Origin of the sequence: Prevotella pectinovora, assembly GCF_000834015.1 — a bacterium.
Classification (GTDB): domain Bacteria; phylum Bacteroidota; class Bacteroidia; order Bacteroidales; family Bacteroidaceae; genus Prevotella; species Prevotella pectinovora.
The window spans coordinates 19,605-43,313 of record NZ_JXQI01000053.1 but is presented as its reverse complement, the minus strand read 5'-3'; the positions used below and the strand labels follow the sequence as shown (position 1 = coordinate 43,313).

Annotated in this window: 14 protein-coding genes; 6 read left to right on the top strand and 8 right to left on the bottom strand. The window is 48.9% G+C overall.

All coding sequences use genetic code 11. The features are described 5' to 3' along the window. Positions 1-16 precede the first annotated feature (16 nt). Positions 17-1,102, top strand: coding sequence for a cytochrome d ubiquinol oxidase subunit II (locus ST42_RS06225; protein ID WP_044072878.1), 1,086 nt, complete (start codon positions 17-19; stop codon positions 1,100-1,102). Positions 1,103-1,162: 60 nt separating this feature from the next. Here ST42_RS06225 and ST42_RS06220 read toward each other — a convergent pair whose 3' ends face one another. Continuing rightward, positions 1,163-5,623, bottom strand: coding sequence for an AAA domain-containing protein (locus tag ST42_RS06220; RefSeq protein WP_052488261.1), 4,461 nt, complete (start codon positions 5,621-5,623; stop codon positions 1,163-1,165). A 286-nt stretch (positions 5,624-5,909) separates the two neighbouring features. Between ST42_RS06220 and ST42_RS06215 the strand changes: the two genes are divergently transcribed. After that, entirely contained in the window at positions 5,910-6,788 is an 879-nt protein-coding gene (locus ST42_RS06215) for an Rpn family recombination-promoting nuclease/putative transposase (RefSeq protein ID WP_044072877.1), read from the top strand. A gap of 16 nt (positions 6,789-6,804) precedes the next feature. Continuing rightward, positions 6,805-8,835 (top strand): AIPR family protein, encoded by a 2,031-nt coding sequence (locus tag ST42_RS06210; protein ID WP_044072876.1) that lies wholly within the window; start codon positions 6,805-6,807, stop codon positions 8,833-8,835. Between the two features lie 439 nt (positions 8,836-9,274). Here the strand turns inward: ST42_RS06210 and ST42_RS06205 are convergent, their stop codons facing one another. Both ST42_RS06205 and ST42_RS13815 read right to left on the bottom strand, forming a co-directional pair. Then, positions 9,275-9,604, bottom strand: a complete 330-nt coding sequence (locus ST42_RS06205) for a HipA N-terminal domain-containing protein (RefSeq protein ID WP_042519533.1) — start codon at positions 9,602-9,604, stop codon at positions 9,275-9,277. 12 nt (positions 9,605-9,616) lie between these two features. Continuing rightward, positions 9,617-9,775, bottom strand: a complete 159-nt coding sequence (locus tag ST42_RS13815; RefSeq protein WP_156139311.1) for a helix-turn-helix domain-containing protein — start codon at positions 9,773-9,775, stop codon at positions 9,617-9,619. Between the two features lie 375 nt (positions 9,776-10,150). Between ST42_RS13815 and ST42_RS06200 the strand changes: the two genes are divergently transcribed. The 3 genes from ST42_RS06200 to ST42_RS06190 all read left to right on the top strand — a co-directional run bounded on the left by ST42_RS06200 (position 10,151) and on the right by ST42_RS06190 (position 12,354). Then, positions 10,151-10,831, top strand: coding sequence for an NUDIX hydrolase (locus ST42_RS06200; protein ID WP_042519545.1), 681 nt, complete (start codon positions 10,151-10,153; stop codon positions 10,829-10,831). Positions 10,832-10,853: 22 nt separating this feature from the next. Further along, positions 10,854-11,687, top strand: coding sequence for an ADP-ribosylglycohydrolase family protein (locus tag ST42_RS06195; RefSeq protein ID WP_042519535.1), 834 nt, complete (start codon positions 10,854-10,856; stop codon positions 11,685-11,687). A 184-nt stretch (positions 11,688-11,871) separates the two neighbouring features. Next, positions 11,872-12,354: a C-GCAxxG-C-C family protein gene (locus ST42_RS06190; RefSeq protein ID WP_022317015.1), complete on the top strand. Its 483-nt coding sequence runs from the start codon at positions 11,872-11,874 to the stop codon at positions 12,352-12,354. Positions 12,355-12,675: 321 nt separating this feature from the next. Here the strand turns inward: ST42_RS06190 and ST42_RS06185 are convergent, their stop codons facing one another. From ST42_RS06185 to ST42_RS06165, 5 genes are all read right to left on the bottom strand, one after another. Next, positions 12,676-14,892 (bottom strand): RagB/SusD family nutrient uptake outer membrane protein, encoded by a 2,217-nt coding sequence (locus ST42_RS06185; RefSeq protein WP_044072875.1) that lies wholly within the window; start codon positions 14,890-14,892, stop codon positions 12,676-12,678. A gap of 30 nt (positions 14,893-14,922) precedes the next feature. Beyond that, positions 14,923-18,222 carry a SusC/RagA family TonB-linked outer membrane protein gene (locus ST42_RS06180; protein ID WP_042519547.1) on the bottom strand — a complete coding sequence of 1,100 codons (3,300 nt, stop codon included), beginning with the start codon at positions 18,220-18,222 and terminating at the stop codon, positions 14,923-14,925. A 48-nt stretch (positions 18,223-18,270) separates the two neighbouring features. Further along, entirely contained in the window at positions 18,271-19,725 is a 1,455-nt protein-coding gene (locus ST42_RS06175; protein WP_082028598.1) for a DUF4992 family lipoprotein, read from the bottom strand. A 394-nt stretch (positions 19,726-20,119) separates the two neighbouring features. Next, on the bottom strand, positions 20,120-20,641 hold the full coding sequence (locus ST42_RS06170; protein ID WP_022317011.1) for a prolyl-tRNA synthetase associated domain-containing protein: 522 nt from the start codon (positions 20,639-20,641) through the stop codon (positions 20,120-20,122). Positions 20,642-21,056: 415 nt separating this feature from the next. Continuing rightward, positions 21,057-23,651 carry a glycoside hydrolase family 2 protein gene (locus ST42_RS06165; RefSeq protein ID WP_044072872.1) on the bottom strand — a complete coding sequence of 865 codons (2,595 nt, stop codon included), beginning with the start codon at positions 23,649-23,651 and terminating at the stop codon, positions 21,057-21,059. Between the last annotated feature and the right edge of the window lie 58 nt (positions 23,652-23,709).

The following is a 23,709-nucleotide window of genomic DNA, read 5'->3' as shown; positions in this document are numbered from 1 at the left end:
CACAAATATATACACTATGAACTATCAATTATTACAAGAATACTGGTGGCTTTTGATTTCCGTCTTGGGATCACTGTTGGTCTTCATGCTCTTCGTTCAGGGCGGACAGTCGATGATACCCCAGATGAAGGAGGAGCAGCGTGAGGACATGATATATACCATTGCCCACCGTTGGGAACTAACCTTCACCGTGCTCGTCACCTTTGGCGGAGCCTTCTTCGCTTCGTTTCCGCTGTTCTATTCCACCTCCTTCGGTGGAGCATACTGGATATGGATGCTTATACTCTTCGGCTTCGTCGTGCAGGCGGTGAGCTTCAAATACCGTCTTTCCGACGGAAACATCCTCGGCCGCAAGCTATATGACATCTTCCTTTTCATCAACGGCATTCTCGCGCCGCTGCTCTTGGGCGGTGCGGTGAGCACATTCTTCTTCGGAAGCGATTTCACGGTAGAGAAGACAAATCTCACAGACGCTGCAGCTCCCGTGATATCGCAGTGGGGAGACTGGCATGGACTCGAAGTCCTTCTGGATTGGCGTGTGGTGATGTTCGGATTGATGGTATTGTTCCTCACAAGGGTGCAGGCCAACCTGTGGTTTCTCAATCAGGTGAAAGACGAGAACACGGCAGAGTGGAACAGAAAACAGCTCCGTGTCAATGCTCCGGTATTTGTCGTTCTCTTTCTTGCCACAACGGCAGTATTGCTTACGACCGGCAGTTACGAAACTACCGGCCTGCATGAGTTCCAGTGGGTAGACAACAAATATCTCAACAATTTCATAGCCATGCCGGCGGCGCTCATAAGCTTCCTCTTGGGCACACTCATGGTGCTCTATGCAGTCTTTGCCGCTCTGTTCAGAAAGAGTCGCAAGGGAATATGGTTCTCCGGCTTGGGAACGGTGCTTGTGGTTCTGTCGCTCTTCTGGGTGGCAGGCTATAACGACACGCCTTACTATCCGTCTTATGCCGATATGGAGTCGTCGCTGACAATCTACAATTCGTCATCATCAGAGTTCACCCTGAAGACTATGAGTGTCGTCAGCCTTGCCATTCCGTTCGTGTTGGCATACATCGCATGGGTGTGGTATAAACTCACGAAATAAGCGGGAGATTTATATGCCCCATTGAGTCTGACCCCAAGCGGCGCTGATGGCCGTTTGGGGTTATTTTGACTTCCATATTTCATAGCAGAACGGAGGAGTATTGGGATTTCCTTCCTGTTCATAACAGAAGGTAGAGCGCTCAGCCTTTATTGTTTCCACATATTGTTCCAGCATGTTCTTGAAGACAAGGAAAGAACGTATCTTCGTGTCGTGGTCTGAATGCTGGATGATGAAGACATAACGGTTGAGCGGATGCTTCCGCATCACGCTGACAATCCTGTCTGCCAGGTTTTCTGTGAAGGTGCAGTCTACATTTGAGAAGAAATACGACATATTGAAAACCACGAGGTTTGGCACTTCAGACACGGAAGTCCAATAGCTGTCGTCCAATTCCATGAATGAAGTCTTGAAATCCATCAGCATCCTGTCGCCGGTAGTTTCTCCCAGTAGTTTTTCCGCCATTGCCTTCATCGCCGCAGAGATGTCAATGCCAGTATAATGAATGTCCGGAAACAGCCCCGCCATTTGCTCTGCAAACGCGATGCCGCAGGTGGCAGGTCCGCATCCGATGTCTATAAACCTTATTCTTCCGCTCATATTCTTTGCCATGGCCGACAACCAGTTGCTGTAAGACTGATACAGTCTTTTCGCACTGCGATAATACCTCTGCATGATGTAATGACAGTATAGCAATACCTGGTCGTCGGCATTCATTATCAGGTTGGCATTCAATTCCGTGCTGAATAGCGACGAGTCATTCGAGAAGTCCGACCGTCCGTAGTTGATGAGCGACATGTTGGCATCCGTCGTATTGCCGAGGATTATCTCGTGTCCTCTTGTGCGCGAATCATTTTTTATCGCATCCACGACATGCTTGCTGAATGCGGCAGCGAATCGGGATGACATGCCCAATGTTTCCTCAGCCATTGTCGTTTCATAGGCGTCAACCGTTTCGCTTACTTCAAAGTTTCCCTTGCAATAATCATCCGGAGCTACATCAAAGTATCCACCCTTGCTCCTCACGAACTCCATCAGTTTGTAGAAAGTGAAGTTCTCGTTGAGAAGAACAGGGTTTCCGATGAGAATCAGGTTCAGCCTCGCCCTGGTCATGGCAACATTCAGTTTGCGGTCTATCACCAGTCCGTCCTCTTCAAACACATTGCTCGTAAGGAAGTTGAGCTGATACGGCTGCTGGATGGTGAAACCATATATGATATAGTCACGCTGACTGCCCTGATAGCGCTCCACGGTGTCTATCGTGATGTCATGAAGACAGGGAATGCCGAACTTGTCTATCTCGTTTCTCACCGTGGATATCTGGTTGCGGTAGGGCACAATCACGCCAATCGTCTTTTCCGTGTCGAAGCAACCGGATGCCAGCTCATACACGGCACGTACTGTGGCGGCAATCATCCTTGCCTCCACGCTGTTTGTCTTTGCCGATAGCGACCGCTTTGGCGGTTCTGCCGTGACGAAAGCTATGCGGCGGGTCGTGAGCATGGTGATGATGCTGTTTCCGGTGTTTTTGCGCACATTGGGAAGAATCTGGTGGTCGAGCGGCACGATGTCAAGGCGGTTGCCGTAGAAGGCATAGTTGGGAAACTCCGCAATGTCTCTGTGCATGCGCCCCTGCTTCGTCAGCATATACACGAAGCGGTCGTCGTAGTCGCCTCTGCCCGTCTTGAAATGTGTGAGCAGACGCTCAAAGAGCGACAACCGGCAGTCAGAGAGATGGATGTCGCACAGCTCCGGTTCAGTCACGGCAGACTCCTCCGGCGTCTGCTGCACTACGGCAGGCAACTGCTTGTGGTCGCCTATGAGCACAAACTTGTCTATCCTGCACAGGTTGTCTTTCTGTGCGCTGAGCAGTCCGATGAGATGTGGCTCGAGAATCTGCGACGACTCGTCTACAATGGCAAGACTGAAGTGCTTTATCTGCAGCAATGACACGTTGGCGTTGAGCGCGGCAGTCGTTCCGCAGAACACCCTCGTGGAGCGGATGGCCTTTCTGCCGGAATCCAGATCTTGGGATTTCAGTTTGTTGCTCAGCAGATATTGACGGTATTCCTTGGAGCAAGAGAGCTCGGAACCAATCCTCACGAAGTCGAAGTCGGGATCCTCCTCCTTCAGTTCCACAAGCTTGCTGCATATCTCGTCAACCGCCCGGTTTGTGTATGATAGCAGCAACACGTTGGTGTCCTCCTCCTGCAGTTCTTCCTTCAGCAGGTTCACCAGTCCGTAGGATGTCTTGCCCGTTCCCGGAGGACCGATGATGAGAAACAGGTCGCGCGCCTGTTTCGCACGGTCAACGAGCGTGTTGAAGTTGCCGTATTCCCCCTTGCGCCTTATCGTAGGGTCGGTCTCCGGCTGGCGCTGCAGGAGGATAAGGTCGCGTCGCTCTTTGGGAGCAGAGAGGAATGAGTGCATGGCGCTATACAGAGAGCCCGTCATCGACTCAAGCATATCGTGCTCTATTGCCCATAGTGTGTCGCCAGGTTTGTTCCCAAAAGCAGTCTTGTCCGTCTGGCTGCAGCGCAGACGCAGTTCTATACTGTCGTTGCGCATGTCGATGATGGTGGCGCGGTGTACCATCTGCGCACATGCGTCAGGCACCTTCGTGTCTTTGTTGTAATTGTATGGATAGAGCATAACGATGTCGCCGATGCGGAAATTTGTGGTGTCAGCCGACTGTGGCTCGTCAAACCGGAGCTTTATTCCTCTCACAGACGTTTCCTGCTTGTCCTCAAAGTCATATCCGGCGATGTGCAGCTTGTCGTAGATGTTGCCGGCAGCCTTCTTGTCCTCCAGCGTGTCATTCCATGTTGAGGCGAAGCCGGAATCCTCCTTCGTCTTGTTGCCAACCTTGGCAAGCAGCTGCTCGTTTTCCAGAAAGCGCAGAAACCGGAGATAATACAGACGCTCAAGCTTTGATGCAGAGGCGATGGGCGAAAGGAGTTCTGAAAGTTGAGGCCGTATGTAATCCTCCCACAACCGTCCGGTCACCTTCTTCTTGTTCAGCATGTCGGGAGTAAGACTTGTCAGGATGTCGAGTCCCTCCTTGGCATACAGTATCTCGCTCCATGCGAGCAGGTTGCGCATCCTGATGGCGCGGTGCAGCAGCTGCGGGGCATTAGGTGAGCTGACCAGTCCTTCAGAGTATTTGGAGTAGAGGAGCATGATGCCTCTGATTTCCGACGGATACTTGTCATATCCATAGGTGAGCAGCGCACCATACAATAGGGCCTGCACCCAGTGTGGTTCCCTCACTTTGGGTATGTTGGGGTTATAAGATGGCGAAGTGTAAGGCACGAAATCCCCCTTTCCTGATTTCTGCTCTATGATGATGATGTCTTTATCCTTTTGCCACAAGAAGTCAAGGCGTCCCTGAATGCCCAGCACCTCGCTGAAGAACGACGGTTCGAGAACCACGCCTTTTCTGTTGTAGTCTTTGATAGACTGTGGCAGACTGGCGCCTATCAGATGGCTGATGTTGCGCTTCTGTATCTGTGCGTCTTGCGTGAACCTGATGCGGTCCTTTGGGAGTTCCAGCCCCGGGCATGATATTATGCTCATGATATTCCTGCTGACAAACTCCTTGATGCTGTCGCTGAAGGCGATGTTGCGGTCGTGTACCACATCATCGAGGAACTGTCCCGACAGGTTACCCAGATGTATGGGCAGCGTGTTGGGATTCGGTTTTATCTTGTTTACCAGATTCACGAACGGCGATTCGGCATAAGACTCGAAGCAGCTTGATATCGTGGTGATGTTTATGAGATAGTCTGGCTCCAGAATGATAAGCTCCGGCAGACAGATTTCGCCGCGCTCATCCATACGGATGCGCACCAGGTTCAGTCTGGCTCCCTCCCAGAGTGTTGTCTTGAGGTACGACCAGTCTGATTTCCCCTCAAGCGTGAGGATGTGGTTGTGGTTGCCGTAGGAAATCTGCAGGGTGTTGTTGTTTTCCTCTTCCGTCGCCCATATATACTCGTCATCCCAACGTTCCACAACGACCCGAAGCACCTTCTCGCTGTATCGTCCCCATGTCTTCTTCCTGTCGGCACGTGGAAAACAGGCTTTCAGCTGCTCCGGTATTTCTTCCTTGCCGCACACATGATACACCAGCAGCGTGGTGGCTTTCAGATTATGCGGAAAGAGCTTGGAAAGTTCTTCTGCCGAGAGTTCCTGGTCGCTGTTGGGGCGGGGAAAGAGGTCCTTGCGACCCAGCTGTATGAGATTGGCAATATTGGATGGTATATTGTATTCCTTGATGCAATAATCCACCTTGGCGAATAGTCCCACGAAAGCAATCTGGCAGTCGAGAACGGCTTGGTCCACCGCCCGGCGGAATACCTGTTTGAGAATGGCGTATCTCTCTTCTTCCGTCATGTCGTCAGCGCAAGATTCCTTCAGTTGCATATATAGGCTTGATGCGGAGTCTACGACGATGGATTTTCCTATGCTGGCATTGACCCTCTCGCTGTTGTCAATCTTTCGTTTGGTATATGGTTTTGTCTGCATGATTATTTTCCTGTTATGGTGTCGGCAAATCTGTTTTCCTTATGGCGCTACCAGATTTTGAGCGCATGCAAATATACTCAAACTATACGAGAATAAGCCATGAAAGCACACCTTTCGAAAAATAAAGCTGTCATAAACCATATCGCCACATTTGCTAACGTGCAATGCAAAAGGGCAACGTTTTTATCAACGTTACCCCTGGTTGTTGTAATTATTTCCAGTCAACAGTGTTGTTTTATTGGCGAAAATGCCGTAAATTTGCTGATTGAATAATAAATGCAGCATTATGGCAGAGAAATACATCAATCCACATACCGATTTCGGCTTTAAGCGCCTTTTCGGTTCTGAATGTAACACTGAATTGCTCATTAGCTTTCTGAACACCATATTTCACGGCAAACAGAATATCCAGAAAGTAACATATATAAATTCGGAATCACGTCCTGGTTTCTTCGTTGTACGTTGCGAGAATGACAAGGGAGAGAAATTCATAGTAGAGATGCAGAACGTATACCAGGAGTTCTTCAAAGACCGCACCATCTATTATTCTACGTTCCCCATCAGAGAACAGGCACAGCGTGGAGGAGACTGGGACTTCCATCTCAATCCTGTCTACACGATTGGCTTGCTGAACTTCAACTTTGCCGACGGTCTTGAGAATGCAAAGCGCTGGCACCATGAGGTGAAGCTGATGGAGGTGGACACACACGAGGTGTTCTACGACAAGCTCACATATATATACGTTGAGATACCTAAGTTTGACAAGAAAGAGAGTGAACTCGAAAGTATGTACGACAAGTGGATGTACGTGTTGAAGAATCTCTCCAACCTGATGCAACGCCCCGCAGCCCTGCAGGAGCGTGTTTTCACACGTCTGTTCGAACAGGCAGAGATATCAAAGTTCGACAAACAGGAGCTGAAACTATATGAAGACAGCGTCAATGCATACCGCGACATCGTGAATGCCATACGGACTGCGGAAAAGAAGAAATATGCAGAAGGTCGTGCGGAAGGACGTGCAGAAGGTCGTGCAGAAGGACGTGCAGAAGGACGTGCAGAAGGAATTGTAGAGGTCGCGAAAAAAATGCTTCTCAAGGGTATTTCTGCTGAACTTGTTGCAGAAATGACGGGAATGTCACTCGATGAAGTTTCTAAATTGAAGTAATAAATACTTATAAACCATGAACATAAAAGAGTTTGCACAGTATGTCCTTGATACGGTACAGGATTCTGTAGAAACCAACAATACAAATATTGAAACAGAAATTGCAAGATATTATCTTGACTGTATGGAAGAATGCGAAGAAGTCAGTGCACCTGACATCTGCACATTTTCAAGCCCCAAGGCGAAGCTTACAGCCTATGGGTATAATGATGAAGCGGAATCACTCGACCTCTTCCTCTTTATACATGTTACGCCATTAGCATCCAGAGTTGATTCAAGAATCAGGAGCGGATTCAACAGCCTTCGCGAATTCTATGACCAATGCATAAAGCGTAAGGCATCATTCGGCGGAATGGAGAAGGAGTTTAACAGCGAAGTACAAGAGGCAATAAGCACTATCCGTGAATCAAAAGGCAATGTCAAAATAATAAGATTTTATCTTTTAACCGATGGCGTTGTTTCTTCTTCTGATGAAATAAGTTCTCCAGACAAAGATGAGGATAGAGTCATTTGCGAATATAATATTTGGGATATAGCCAAAGTATACCAACAAGAACAAATAAAGCAGGGAAACAATAAAATAGAGATAGATTTTGAACATGACATAAAATACTTTGTTCCAAGCAAAGAGGCAAAGAACAATACACTTGTATCCCCCAAAATCCAATGTTTGAAAGTAGACGATGAAAACCCTTGTGTAGATACATACCTTGCAATCATTCCAGGAGATATACTTGCAAAAATATACAATCAATACAGGTCATTATTGCTTGAAAAGAATGTAAGAGCATTCTTACATAACAAGAGCAAGGTCAACCAGCGTATAATGTCTACAATAAGGAACAAGCCTGAAATGTTTTTCTCATATAACAACGGCATTTCGACAACTGCAAGCGACGTTGAACTGAAACAAACAGGCCGTGTTCAGTATATCACGAAACTGAAAGATTGGCAAATTGTCAATGGCGGTCAGACCACCGCTTCTATAGCAAGTGCCAAGGACTGTGATTTGAGCAAAGTGTATGTGCAAATGAAAGTCAGCGTTGTCAAAGACAAGGAAAAATATTCAGAGATTGTAAAGTCAATCTCCAGATGCGCCAATAGTCAAACCGGCATCAAGCCATCAGACTTTGATTCCGGAGAAGAATATTTGATAAAGTTGGAGAAACTAAGCAATGATGAAATCACTCCGATATCCAAAACGAAGTGGTTCTTTGAACGTATGAGGGGGCAATATACAGACAAACGCGCCAGTCTGAATAAGATCGAAGAAGATTTATTCAAAAGAGAATGTCCCAAAGACCAGATGCTTACCAAGATTGATGTTGCAAGGGTTATGGTCATTTGGGATATGAAACCGCATATTGCATGTAATAGCCGGGAAAAATGCTTCGCTTCTTATATGTTTACATTAAGAAAGAACCAGCAGACCATTGACGTAGACTATTGGCATAAAGTCGTTGCATTAAGCATTTTGTATGATGAAATAGAAAAATGCTATGAAAAAAGATGTGAGTCTAAAGGCTTTAAGTCAAGAACTGCTGCATATACGATGTCCGCCATCTCTTATCTGACGAATCAAGAACTCGACCTTGTATATATCTGGAAAAACGAGAAAGTTCAGCCTCAACTGGAAGAAATTATTGAAAGACTTGTTGTTAAAATCAATTGTCATCTTGATTTGGACAATTCAAGGTCATTCACTAAAAATGCCAAGTGCTGGGAAGACATGAAAGATTTGATAGAAGGTTGTTGTAGCATCCCTTATTCTTTACTGTCTTCTAGCAGTGAAGATAATTATAGTGAAGAGGAATACAACATTATAGCTCAAGCGAACGCTATTACGAAGGAATGGTGGAATGCTGTGCTTGAATGGAACAAGACTGAAAAAACACTTTCTCAAATTGAGAAAATAACAGTATCAAACTATATAAAGAAAATGGATGACGGGCGTTTCATAAAAACAATAAACAATGCAGAAGAAGCTATTTCTATAAAGAATAAAGAGGAACATTTAGGGTTCTCTATGAATGATATAAAAACTTAATAAACAATTCGAAGTATACTAATATGACACCTTTGTGGAAAACAAAAGCCTTCCGTATCAAGTTGCTTCCTTATAAGTATCATAGTATCATTCCAGACCGCCGCCAAGTCCATATAATACTATAGACTAACGATTTAACCCGATGATACTTTTCTGAATATTTTACAGAAAAGTATCATAGAAGTACCATAGAAGTATCATGCCTTTCGGCATCCCATATTTTCCCCACGCCAGGGGGAAGACATCCCCACATTAGGGGGTTCTGTTCCCCACGGCGTGGGGGGAATCCGAGGTCTATCTTTTATGAATTACAAGTCTGTGTTTTAGAGATTTCAAGTCTATGTTTCACGAATTCCAAGTATAAGTTTTATTCATGAGTACAGCGTTATATATATAACTGATATGTGGCGTGACCACCTTTCAAATGCCAGTCTTAATGTCAATCATCTGTTGTCTTTCTTACTTGTACGGCGCCAATGAAATCCTTATCTGCCATGGCAATAAGAAGTCCGAAGAAATCATTCTCATCAATTCTCAACGAACGGCAAATGCTCCTACGGTTAGCACCTTCTGGCAGCATGTTCGTGAAGAAAGGAAACAAATATTCATTCTTATAGGATTCCTCTCTTTTGGGAAGAGTGACAGAAATGGAAGGGTTTTTAGTTGAAAGATAGTTCTCGTCATAACAGAAAGTATATTCTTTTCCAGAGGTGTTTTCAGTCAGGACACCTGCCTTGAGGTCGTTCATATAGACATACAACTGTCTCATATCATTCTATTATTATAATATGGTTTTACGTATCTTGAAATCCATTTCCAGTCCCAACACTCCAAGAAGTTTGTTGACTGTAGCAAGACTCACATCTGCCATTTCTGCAAGGTCTAACTGAGAAATAGCAAGCACCTTTCTACGAGATTTTATCACTTCATTTAATTCCATTGTCTAATATATTATACTTTCGACGCAAATATAGGAGAATTTCCTTGTTCGTGCAAATAAAAGTTTAATAAATTATACTTTTTCCTGAAATATAGCCAACCATCCAGACAGTTGCCCGATGGTTTTTGTGGGTGTGAAAAGACGGAAGTACTTGTATTTCAGTGGTTTGTGTGAAAGCGACCAGATGGTTGATGATAATTGTGGAAAAGTTGTAATTATCCCAAGTCGGTCATTATTTTGTTTTTTATAAGGCGTCTTTTGCTCGATTTTTACTATAACATTTGGGGCTTATACTAAAAGTGATTATCTTTGCGGCGTAAAACTTACGCAAGGGTGTAAGAGGAACATAAAACAATCGAGAAAATAGAAGAGAAAATGTATAGCTACAAATATCCACATCCGGCAGTCGCTACAGACTGCGTGATTTTCGGCTTCGACGGAATGAAACTCAAAATCCTGCTCATACAGCGCGGCATTGACCCATTCAAAGGGAAATGGGCGTTCCCTGGCGGTTTCCTGAAGATGGACGAGAGCGCCGAAGAGGGAGCTATGAGAGAACTGAAGGAAGAGACAAATCTGACAGCCACTTATCTGGAACAGTTCCACTGCTTCAGTTCGCCCAACCGCGACCCACGAGAGCGCGTCATCTCCATCGCCTTTCTTGCCCTGGTGAAGACGGAAGAGGTGAAGGGAGGCGATGATGCTGCCAAGGCACAGTGGTTCTCAATGGATGAAATCCCACAGTTGGCATTCGACCACGAGAGCATCCTGCGCATGGCGATGAGCAAATTGCGCGAGCGAATCCACTTCCAGCCCATAGGCTTTGACCTGCTGCCCGAAAAATTCACGCTCAAGGAACTGCAGCTGCTATACGAAGCAATCCTCGGCGTGCATTTCGACCGCCGCAACTTTGCCAAGAAGATGCTGCATCTCGACATCCTCACACAACTCGACGAGACGGTGTGGCCTACGCCAAAGCGCAAGGCTTTCCTCTTCAGTTTCAATGAGGACAAATACAAAGAATTGAAGCAGAAAGGATTCCGGCTGGAATTTTAAAATACACAACGATTAATATACTATGTTAGGAGCGATAATCGGCGACATTGTCGGTAGCCGTTGGGAGTTTTTCTCCACCAATGATTATAATTTCGAGTTGTTTTCCGACAAGAACGACTTTACCGACGATACCATCTGCACTATTGCCGTGGCAGATGCCATAATGCATCAGAAGAGCTACGGAGCGGCTCTACATGAATGGTGCAGACGCTATCCAAACCCTATGGGTAGCTATGGAGGCCGTTTCAATGCGTGGGTGAGAAGCGACGAACCACAGCCCTATGGTTCTTATGGCAATGGAGCGGCGATGAGAGTGAGTGCCATAGGGTGGGCATTCGCCGACAAAGAGAGTGTGCTTGCCAATGCAGAACAGTCGGCAGCCTGCACACACAACCATCCGGAGGGTATCAAGGGCGCACAGACCGTAGCCCTTGCCATACATCTGGCATTGAAGCTGCGCAGGTGTCATCAAGGAGAACCTGTTCTTCATGGCGAGATGATGGAGAAGGTGATAGCTCCATGCGTGGAATTCTCTGGATACGACATCAATATACGTCGAGAGTCTGTATTGAACAGGTTTGACGAGACTTGTCAGGGAACCGTTCCAGTGGCATTATGCATCATAAGCAAGAGCGTCAACTTTGAGGATGCCATCCGCACTGCCGTTTCTCTTGGGGCGGATGCCGATACCCTCGGTGCCATAGTGGGAAGTATAGCAGAGGCAATATGGCCGATTCCCGAAGAGATGCGGAGAAAAGCTTTGGGCTATCTGCCAGACGACATGCTCAAAGTGCTGAAAGACTGGGAGCGATATTTGGTTACAGTGCCATTCCGGAAGAATATGTGGAGGGACTGATTTATCGGGAGCAGTTAGACAATGTAATAGAAAAGCTGGCAGATATTTGTATACCACAAATCGGGCATCAGACTGTTGGGGAGTAACCGGTTTTTTATAACAGACGTATAGTCTTTTCCGAAATAAGACGTTACATTTGCAGACTTTTTATAAGAAAAACAAAACTTTAAACAAAACAATAAACATGAAAGAAGAATTGGAAGCACGCGTAAATCGTGCCGTTGACTATTTTATGCAGGGCTATGGCTGCTGTCAGAGTGTGGTGGCTGCTTTTGCAGACATCTATGGACTCGACGAGAAACTGGCTCTGAAAATCGCTGCAGGATTCGGTGGCGGAGTAGGCAAGATGCGCATGATGTGTGGCGCTGTGTCGGGACTGGTGATGCTCATTGGTCTGGAAGAAGGACAGACCGAGGGCGCTGACAACGAGGGAAAATCACATTGCTACAAGATTGTGCAGCAGCTGCTCGAAGAATCAAAGCAGCAGAACGGTTCTATAATCTGTGCCGAAATCCTCGGACTGAAAGGCTACGAGAAGGCTGCAAACAGCTATGTGGCTTCGGAGCGCACGGCGGAATACTACAAGAAGCGTCCTTGTGCGGCAAAGGTGGAAAGTGCCGCAAGAATATTCGCCGACTATCTGGAGAAGAAAGGGCAAGAGGCTTAAACCCAAATCGGTCATTAGGCCGTTTAATGTATAATTTTAATAACTGCTTGCAGTCTTTTGCTTTTTATAAGGCGTCTTTTGCTTGTTTTTAATTCGCAATAGCCCGCTATTACTCATTAAAAGCCAAACAAAATCCACTCTTCTAAAAAACAAAATCCAGGCAAGCCCTAATGACCGTTTTGGGTTAAACCCTAATCGCTCATCAGAACTTGCTTGGGTTAGACGGACAATCTGTTTCAGCTAATGACTGGTTGGGATTCAAATAAAAATGGCACGCCGAATGATGGCGTGCCATTTTTATTTGTCGAGTTCAGACTCCTGTTATTTGCTTGTTTCAGCCAGCGGGTCGAAAGTACCGGTACCGCCGCGGTTGTCGCTCCATCCGATTGTCTGCTTCAGACGAGCATCGTTGCGGTTCATTGCTCCGAGCGAGAAGCCGAGGAAGTAGTATTTTGCGCGATAGCTGATGGTGAGATCCTGATGGTAAGAGTCACGGCCGTCACCCTTGTTGTCCTTTCTCACGAGATTCTCCTGATACCATGTCTTGAGCTGCTCCTGCTGTGTGGCAAGCGGCTTACGCAGGTCTATCGGCTGACAGCGGCTGACACCAGCCTTGATGAGAGGGTCGCTCTCGTAGGTAGTGCCGCCAACACCATATTTGTCGGCCACACGGAACTCCATGCGCTCGCGACGCTGTCCGTTGAGCGGTGTGAATCCGAGCCACTGACAGGTGTTGCCGCCCCATCCGGTGAGAGTCCAAGTGTCGGGCGCACCTGCTACCTTTGTCGCTCCACCATCGTAGAGCATCCAGCGGCGCATATCGTCGAAACGCTTGCCCTCGTATGCCAATTCTATCTGGCGCTCCAGCAGTACGGCACTCATACAAGTAGCCTGGTCGGAAGCAAGATTGGCAGGCAGACCGTAGTTGTTTTCTGCCGTGTAGCCCACTCTCGAACGAATTTTCTGCAACTGTTCTACAGCCACATCCATGTGACCGGCGCCACATGCAGCCTCAGCATAGTTGAGGAGAACTTCGGCGTAGCGGATCTCGATGAATGGCGAAGCGCTTCTGGCAAATGCGCCACGAGAGTAACCGCTGTTGTATACATAGAGCGATGAACCGAGGTCGTAGTCGCTTGTGCGCTTTCTGACGTAGAGACCCTTTTTGTTTTTCAGCAGGTTGTCGGCACCATAAGCCTCACCGCTCTCCACGTTGCCCGCATCATCCTGGTTGGTATACCATACATAGTTCCAAAGAGCATAGTTGGCACCGTCCTGAGGGTTGTTGTTCACTCCGCCCTGACTGGCATCGCCGTTGTAAGCCCAACGCACACCAGGGAAGGCGAAGGTGCGGTAGAAGCGAGGGTCACGGTTCATGAACGGATAGTTGCGGTCGTATTCAAATGAAGACTTCTCCAGCTTGTTGTATGTAGATGCCGAAGAAGGCAGCTTGCCGTCAGCCATAGGGAACATGTCGACGATCATTGCCGACGGTTCCATACCGCCGGTGCGGTTGTTGGTGTTTGCCGGACGGATATTGTTCTCCCAGTAGTTGTTCTTTCCCTTGTCGCCAGCCTCGCCGCTCTGCATAGGGTCTTCGGTGTTGAAGAGCGTAACGAATACATCTTCGCAGTTCTTCGTCTGTCCGAATATCGTGGCGAAGGCAGAAGCGTTGACATCGTCAGTACCGGTGTAGAGGTCGTATCCACAGGCGTTGAGCACTGGCAGACTCTCCTTTATTGCCTCGTAGGCATCCTTCCAGCGCTGCTGGTCGTTGGCGCGGTTGAACATCGGACTTGCCCACAACACCATTACGCGTCCTTTCAAGGCAAGCGCCGTGCCGGAAGTCACTCTGCCCCAGTTTTCTCCGCTCCATCCGCCATGTGTGGTGGCATCGGTGAGCAGTTTGGCAGAGGTGTCGAGATCGCTGATGATGAAAGAGAAGCAGTCTTTTGCCGATGAACGAGGTGTGAACGAACTTGGAGAAGTTTCCTGCACTTCCTTTATGATAGGCACACCGCCATACCATTTCACAAGCTGGTAGTAACACCATGCACGGAAGAAGTAAGCCTGTCCGAGCAACTGGTTCTTCTGGCTCTCGCTCAGTGTGCAGCCTTCCAGTCCGGCAATCACGTCGTTGATGTTGCGGATGCGTCCCCAAACGTTGGAGAGATGCTTCTGCTCATTGGTGAAATAATCAGGCACCACGTTGCCGGTAAGGGCATCAAGCTCATAGAGAGGATTCACGAAGCTCTGTTCGCTCGAACCGCTCATTCCGCAGTATTCCTCTGTAGCTTTTGCCTGTATGTCGGAAGCGAGACCCGTGCAGTTGTTGTTCCATCCCGATACTGAACTTGGGTTTGGAAGGCATTCGCCATAGATGGAGTTGACGCGCAGCTGTGCTCCGGTGAAGTCGTTGTAGACCTCCTTGTTCACGTTGTTGTTGTCTTTCTTCTCCTCGAGGAAACTGTCGCTACATGAGGCGAGAAAAGATGCTGCAAACGCGATGCTGCAAACTTTTATTATATTCTTGTTCATTGTTGTTATTCCTTGATTATGAGTTATACGTTAGAAAGTCAGGTTCACACCGATAGTCCATTTGCGGAGCTTAGGATAGCTGCCGTAGCTGCACTGAGGGTCGATGAAGTTGTCAGGGTAGGGGTTGTAGAAACTCAGCAGGTTCTGTCCTGTGATGTTCACCCTGGCGCTCTCCAGGCCGATTGTCTTGAACCATGCCATCTTAGGAATCTTGTAAGCCACGGTGAGACGGTTAAGCGAAACCCTTGTGCCGCTGACAGTCCAGAAGCTTGATGCCTGGCTGTTGATGTTGTATGATGGGTTTGGCAGCGAACCGTCGCGGTTCTGTGATACCACCACATTGCCTGCTCCGTCTGTTATGTCGTTGTATACGAACACATCGTCAGGATTCCAGAACGAAGGCATGTTCTGTGCTTCAATGCCGTAAGAAGCCTTGAGGGCAGATGTAGGAATCACAGAACGCGAACCCCAGCTGGCGCTGAGCTGAGCCGTTACAGAGAGTCCCTTCCACTCGGCATGAAGGTTGGTGGTGAATCCGTATGGGTTGCTGGCACGGTGGGAGATGCGCACCTGATCGTCGTTGGCGTTGACGATACCGTCGGGCGTTCCTGTACCGCCAGCTCCGCGCACATCCTTATAGATAAGCATACCCGGCTTGATCTGGTCTGGAGCCATTCCCATATAGTTGGTGATGTTGTATTTCTTCACATACTCCTGAATCTCCTGATAGCTTCGGAACATTCCGAGGCATTCCATTCCCCATGTTCCGATGTCGAAGCGGTCGCCCTTCTGCACTGTTTTATACACGTAGTCGGTTGCGAAGTCGCTGTTGATGACCTTGTTGTCGCTATAGCCGAAGTTCACACCGATGCGGTATTTGAAGTCTTTGCCTATCTTGTCTCTCCATGTGATGCTTGCCTCATAGCCCCAGTTGTCGATCTTGCCAAGGTTGGTAGAAGCCGACAGACAGCCCACCGTTGCCGGTACCGACTGTGACAGGTTCATGAACATCTCACGGTTCCACACCTTGTATGCCTCGAGAGTCACGGCGAGACGCTGTGAGAGCACGTTGAAGTCGATACCGAAGTTTGCCTTGTACGACTTGTCCCAATGCACGTCGTAGTTCACGTCGGCATTACCGTTATCCATACGTATCGACTGTCCGCTGTTTGTCGTTCCTTCTCCAAACACGGCATTGTCGCTTGTCTTGTTCCAGATGCCGTAGTGCTGCATCCAGAGCCATGCTGTGGTGTTGTCGCGGCCTGTCAGACCGAATGATCCTCTGAGCTTGAGGAAGTCAACCCATGGCAGGGCATTGTTGAACCACTTCTCCTGTGACATCACCCATCCGATACTTGCTGACGGGAACACACCCCAGTAGTTCTTGGGGGCGAACTTTGTGGAAGCGTCAGAACGGATGAGGAACTCGAAGAGGTACTTGTCGGCATAGGCGTAGTTCAAGCGTCCGATATATGAGAGACTTGCCGACTCGCTTCTCGACCAGCTTGGAGTCTTAGTGCCCGAAGCACCGTTAGACTGGAAGTTGGTGAATGAATAAGGTTCCGTGGCATGACCGCCCAGATCCTCGTATTCAGACTCCGACTTCTCTATTGAGAAGAGGGCATTGACGTCGTGGAGACCGAACTTGCGTCCGTAGCTTGCCGTGAAGTTTATCTGGTAGTTGTCCATGCGCGACATGGAACGAGAGATATAGTTGCCGTTGTCGAGTGTCGTTGGCTCGAAATTGTCCTGTGAGAGGTATGTGTCGTATTCCTCGCCGGCGATTGGCGTATAGAGATGTTGTCCGCTACCGGTGCGGTTCACCATCTTATATAATGTGAACTTGGAACCATACTGGTTGCCCTTGTCATTGTTGATGCTCTTAGAGTATGTCAGCCTCAGCTTCAGACCCTTGAGCACCTTGCTCCATTCAAAGTCATATTCCAGTCCGGCATTCACGGTCATGTTGTTTGTCTTCGTCTCAGCGTAGTCGCCGTTGTTCTGCATCAGACCATAAGAATATGTCTGCGAATCGTTAGTCTGGGCGTTGCTCACACCGTAGCCGAGAATCGGCATGCCGTTCACCTGTTCCGGAATGTAGCGCGGACGGTAGAGCAGGTTGCGGTAGTCGTTCTCCAGTCCTCCGTTACCGATAGAGTTGTTAGGCTTGTTCAGTTCGCTGAAGTTTCCGCTCACGTTGAGGTTGGCCTTCAGGTTGCGGCTTATCTTCACGTCGACACCCGCACGGTAGTTCCAGCGGTCGTAGTCGAGTTTGCCCAGGTTACCGTCCTGTGTGAAGTAAGAAATTCCGGCGAAGTAGTTCACCTTGTCGGTGGCTCCGCTCACGTTCACGCTGTGCTGCTGAGTCACTGCCGTATCCCAGTATTTGTCGAGCAGGTCGTAGTTCAGTCCCTTCATAGCCTCCAGCTCATCCTGCTGGAACAATGACGTGGTGCGGTTCAGCGATGTGCTTCTCGGGTCGTTGTCGGTCATGATGTCATACAGGCGGCCGTAGTTGTATGCGTTGAGCATCTTCGGTGTTGACATAGCGTCGGCGATACCGAATGTGCCGTTGTATGAAATCTTCGGTGCTCCCATCTTTCCCTTTTTCGTAGTGACGAGAATCACACCGTTTGCGGCGCGAGCTCCATATACGGCAGCCGATGCGTCTTTCAATACCGAGATGTTCTCCACTTCAGAAGGGTCGAGGTTGTTGAACGCCTCCTCGCCCAGGTTCTTTATATCGTTAGGATATACGTAGCCGTCGATGACGTAGAGCGGACCGGCAGCGTTTCCTGTGAAGTCACGCAATACTCCTCCGTCGCGGATGGTGATGCTCGACGATTGTCCCACCTGTCTGTCGCCGCCGCTCACGCTCACTCCGTTGATGAGTCCGGAGAGGGATGATGCGAGGCTTGCTCCAGAGAGGTCCTTGATGTCGTCTATCGGCACCGTGCCGACAGAACCGGTGAGGTGGGCCTTCTTCTGTGTGCCATAGCCCACTACCACTACCTCTTCCAGATTCTGAGCGTCTTCCTTGAGCTGTGCTTTTCCGCCGGCCACTACCGTCTGTGATAGATATCCGATGTATGAGATGTTCACTTTGCTGCCTTTCGGCGCCGTGATGCTGTAGTTACCGTCGATGTCGGTGATGACACCAGTGTTTGCTCCCTTGCTGCCCACCAGGCGCACTGTAGCGCCGATGATGGGGTCGCCGTTCTGGTCAACCACGGTGCCCTTTATTGTCTGGTTCTGCTGCTGTGCATGGATAGGTATGGAAACCAATGCCAAGCATCCGAAGCATAAGCTGATTATCGTTTTCCTTTTCATGATTCTTGTCTTGTGTTTCATTTGTTTTCGATTGTTGCCAGTCTCTTGTTATTCAGCTGTCTTTATCCAGCGAGGGTCGCCGGTCTTGTTTTCCAGCTGTGCCGAACCGCTGATGGTGAAGTCGCCGTTCTTGGCATCCTTGAAACCTGGGTCGGTTTCGAGACAGTTGCCAGTCACGTCGTAGTTCTCAACGATACCACCGGTGCTTTCGAATTCTCCGTCAAACATATAGGTGTTGAATAGAGTCTTCGCCACGTCGTATGACGATGCCGAGCGTCCACCCAGAATGCGTCGGATAACCTGCTTGTTTCCGCAGTCAACGAAGATGTTGCGCTCCACGTCGAAATAAGAACACTTCTGTCCGTTGAATCCTCCATAGTTAGCCCACTGTCCAGTCTTTGCGATATTGTAGAAAGTGCAGTTCAGGAAGTTCACGTTGCTGTTGTTGTATCCGGCACGTGTGGCGCGTCCGCTGTTGTTGTATTGCACGAAGTATTTGCTGTCGCTGTCTCCCGTGTTCCATATCGTGGAGTTGCTCACTTGCAGCGTGTTGGCGAATCCGCCCTTGAAGTATATCACGGCGTTTCCGCTGACGTTTGTCTGGCTGCTCAGTGTGAGATGAGCCATGGTGTTGTTTATCACCACGCTCTCATAGCAGTATTTCTTGTTGCCGTCGTAAATGAGATTGTTGTTCACTCCCGTGATGTTGCATCCGTTGATGGTCAGTGCTCCGCGCACTATGTAGTAGTCGCCAGTGCCCTTGATGCTCTCGTCGGGAGTAGAGAGGCTTATCAGCGGGTCGAACGACTGCGATGCGTCGATGTCGAGGTTCTTCAGGGCAAAGATGGTGCCGGTCTTTATCGACACGTTGTCTGCCGTTAGCTTCAGCTTGGCATGGTTAGAGATGCTTGTAGTGCGCAGCGTCACCTGTTTGTTTCCGAAGTCCACGCTCTTCGACATCGTGTATTCTCCTCCTGGCTGAAGGTCGTAGCAGAGCATGGTGGTGAGTCCTTCGTCGGGCACTGCATTCTCTTCGAAATAAGTGGCGAGGTCGGTACCGTCAGGAATCACCTGATAGGTGGCGGTGAATGTGCTGAAAGCCTTTGTCACGGCTTCAGAACCTTTGTTGTTCAGTTTCTCGTTGTCGAGCACCGAGAGGGCTAACGTGTAGTTGGTGTCTTCGATGCGCTGTGCCGCAAATGTGATTCCGTCGATGAGTGTGTCTTTCACCACCTCTCCGTTGTCCACGTTTGTCAGCACGGCATGATAGCCGCCGGCTCCCTCCACCACGGGCCACGCAATGATCTGTTGACTTCCGTCGGTGCTCGGCGTCACGCTGATCTGGTCGGCCGATGGTGCCACGAGCTGCGAATTCCTAACTCCACTGCCGAATTGCTCTCCCGTGAGGTCGTCTTGTGCACAAGACGCCATGGTGAGCGCTCCTCCTGCCAGACACATCATTCCGATGCTCTTGCAGTGTAGTGATAATTGTTTCGTTGTCATAAGGTATTTGTTTTTAAGTTGTTTTTGGTAGTCGAGTAGATGAAGGACAAGTAGACAAACTGGCCTGAAGACATGTATGTTCACATCGCCTGCTGAAAAATGTCAGTATAATACTTGCAAGTCCTTGATTAGCTTACAATTTGTTTTTTTGTTTGATAGATATGTTTTTTATTGTGGGGGAGGGTATGTATGTTCCCCTCCTCATCCTTTTTTGCTGTTAGCAATATTTAACCTTAAGTAAGGTTTGTAATGCAAAGTTAGTAAATGTTTCTTTACGAAAGAAATAAAAGTAAAATAAATATATGGGTAAGTGGTTTTTTTACACTCGACATGTCGCTTTGTGTAAAAAAAACTATGATTTTGCAATCTACAAATGCTAAATTCCGATTGTTTGTCAATATAATCTTATGTATTCATACGTGTTGCCCACGATGCTGAGATACCGCTCGAAATCCTCTCGCTTTATCACCACCGTTCCGCGGCAGTCGTTAGGGTGGAACGACAGGGAGTCTGCCTTCTGCAGATTCTCGTCAAGAAACAGATGCACGTGGTTTTCCGTGTCGTTTATCAGTCCGAAAGGCGACACGCTGCCTGGTTCCAGTCCCAGATACTTCATCATCCGTTCAGGAGAGGCGAACGAGAGTTTTCCGCATGAAGGCAGTCCGCGGCTCACGAGCGATTCCTTCAGCAGATGTTCCAGATCGTGTATGGCGAGGTCGTGGTCGCTGTCGAAACACACGAGATAATGCCTGTTTCCCTTGTGGTTGCGGAAGAAGAGATTCTTGCAGTGCACGCTGCCGTCATCCTTCCACCATTGTTTAGCCTCTTCGATGGTCTTTCCTTCGGGGTGGTTGTAGTTGGTGAATGGTATGTCATGTTCTCTGAGATAGTTCAATACTGTTTCTTCGCGTGTCATGATTCTAAAGTTTTTTGTCCCGTTTATTCACCGGAATGAATCCAGCTGGTGTCAATGTGCAAATGTACTATTTATTTGTATAGCCTGCAAATTTTTGATTCGCAATAGCCCGCTATTGCGAATTAAAAACAAACAAAATCCCCTCTTCCCAAAATACAAACCCAAACAGGTCCTAATAATTGATTTGGGCTGAAAGCCGAAAAAAACTCACTTTTATAGAATAAAATCCAGACAGGCATAATGACTGGTTCGGGCTTAATCCATAGTATTGATAGGGATAAGAAAACGGTCACGCCGCAACACCAATAGTCTCTGAATCGTTGAGACAGTCGGTGTTGCGGCGTGATGTGTATTGTACAGACTATGCAATTATCCAAAACCGGTAATTAGAACTTGCATTAATACCGTTTGGTGATTATTGTATTCCGAAGTCCATCTGCTGACGGTTCACCTCTTCGAGAGTGCGCTGGCGCTCCTCGTCGGTCATCTGTTGAGAGGCTGCCGCTGAGGCAGATGCCGTGCGGACGGTCTTGGCAGACGGTTCATCGGTGAAGCATTTCGGCATTTCGGCAGCCACACTCTCTATCGTCAACGTGGCTTCTGCAGGAGCGTACACACCAGAGAAGGCGCTGCGGGCATGGATGGTGATGCTGCCCGGTTTGTCGGTAGCCTGAACGAGAATAGGGGCGCTTCCCCATTCCACGGCACGAGGGTTGGCGAAAATCGTCTCATCACCGATGATGCGTCCTTCGCCCTCGATGCTGAACATGATATTGTCTTTTGCCAGACGCTTCACGTTGCCGTTGTCGTCGGTAATCTCTGCCACCACCACGATGAAGTCGCTGCCGTCAGCTGTCAGCTTTCTGCCCATCTCGTCGGCATAGAGACGGATTTTGGTGCTGCGGCGCGACGGCATCTTCTTTTCAGAACATACCACCTTGCCGTCTTTTATTCCTTCGGCAAGCAGACTCACCCGCTGCCAGTTGCGCTGCTTGTAGCTATATTCGCGTGCCTTCCAGAAATTCCAGAATCCCTTGAATACCACTGGTGCGCAAGGCTTGTCGCCGGCATCGTGTACTACGGGCAGTGTGAGCACCTTGTCGCCCTCAAATTGTGTCAGTCTCACGCTGTCGCAGTTGGAGAACACCACCACGTCTTCGTCGGAGAACTGTGTCATCTCGTTCGCCACGAACACCATAGGCTCCTGTGTGCGGTCTTGTGAGCGGAACATCTCGAAGGCATATTTCTTCTGGCGGAAGGCGTCGTAGATACCGCCGTAGTATGGGTCGGGATGGTAGCCGCGCTGATGGTCGAAGGGGTGCCACTGGCATCCGCCGATGAACTGGCGCTGGCCGTGGAACATCTCGCCGTAGGTGTCAGACAGAGAGAGGGCGGCGGTGAGCATTGGCTTCTCGCCCCATGAGCGGGCAGCACGGTTCAGGCAGTTGTGTGCATACCAGTCGTCCACCATCTCTCCGAACTCACGGGTGAATATGCATTTGTTTTCCGGTGTGCCCTCCTTGCCTATGTCGTCAGTCCATCCGTAGAGCACGTCGTAGTTGTCTTTCACTCCAGCCGAATTCATGTCGGCGGCGGCTACAGGACGACCAGGGTAGGGGAATTCCTCGTGTGTTATGTCGAGGGCTTTCAGTGCGAAATCCTCAGGATAACGTGTCTCGTTGAGAATCGGTTCCCACATCAGCACGCTCGTGTGGTTTCTGTCGCGACGGATTATCTGTCGGGTGTTCTCATGCACCAGTTCGCCGAACTTAGGGTCTTTGTTCCAATATTGCCATCCCGGAGTAGGTACGATGATGAAGAGTCCCAGCTCGTCGCAGGCATCCATGAATGCCGGGTCTTGAGGATAGTGGGCAGCGCGGATTATCGTCATTCCTGCATCCTTGAGTCTCTTGGCGTCACGCCATTGCTGACTGTTAGGCACCGCATTTCCCACGTAGGCGAAATCCTGGTGGCGGTTGCCGCCGATGAGCTGATGATAAGGTTTGCCGTTGAGCCAGAAACCATCTTTGCCGCAGAATTCCGCATTGCGTATTCCCATGTGCAGGATGCCGCCGTCTACTGTCTTTCCGCCGTTCACCACGCTTATCTCCACATCATACAGATATGGCGACTCAGGGCTCCAGAGATGAGGCGTCCGGAGTGTGGTGTGTGGCGTTGCCGTGGTTGCAGATTTTGGAGCAACAGAGATTTTCTGTTTCATGGTGGCCACCACCTTGCCTCCCTTGTCCTTTATCCTTACTATTACGGTAGGTGACGCAGTGGCAGTCGACTTATTGCCCACCTCCACGTTTACAAACACGTCGGCCTTCTTTTCCGAGATGTTGTCGAAGTGGAGAAATGCTCCGCCTCCGGCAACGCTGTTCTGCTCATTGGCATCGGTAATGGCAATCGGCGATTTGCCGATGAGCCAAACGTCGCGGTACATTCCGCCGTGGTAGCAGAAGTCCAGGGCCGCCTGTTTCTTGCCCGGCGGATAATTCTTGTCGTCGCTGTTGTCGGCTTTCACGGCGATGATGCACTCGTCGCCGGCCTTCACTCCGCATTGTGTCAGATTTATGATTATGGGCATATAGCCGCCGAGGTGGGATGTGGCGAGTTTGCCGTTCACGTAGATTTCCTGTTTGCCCATTATGGCTTCGAAATACAGTGTAGCATCCTTTCCCAGCATGTCTTTCGGCATCCGGAAGCGTTTGCGATACCATGCTACGCCCTGATAGTTTCTGCCGCCGCTCGCCTCAGATGGTTCGAGCCGGACGGTGTGTGGGGCGCATACCACTTCCCATTTGGAGTCGTTGAATGTAGTAGCCTCCGCTCCCTTGGCGTCGCCCAGATGGAAGCGCCAGCCTTGGTTGAAGTTATACACTATGCGTCCGCTGCCGTTGAGCGGAAAGAATCCCGCTACGGAGGTCTTGCCTTCTGTCGGTGTGGCGTTCATGCTGGCTGCATTCATTGTCAGCAGCATGAGGAGTATGGATAGTAGATGTTTCATTGGACATTGAAGTTTGTTGTCAAATTTTCAACTTGTTTGTTTTTCAACGAGTCAAGTT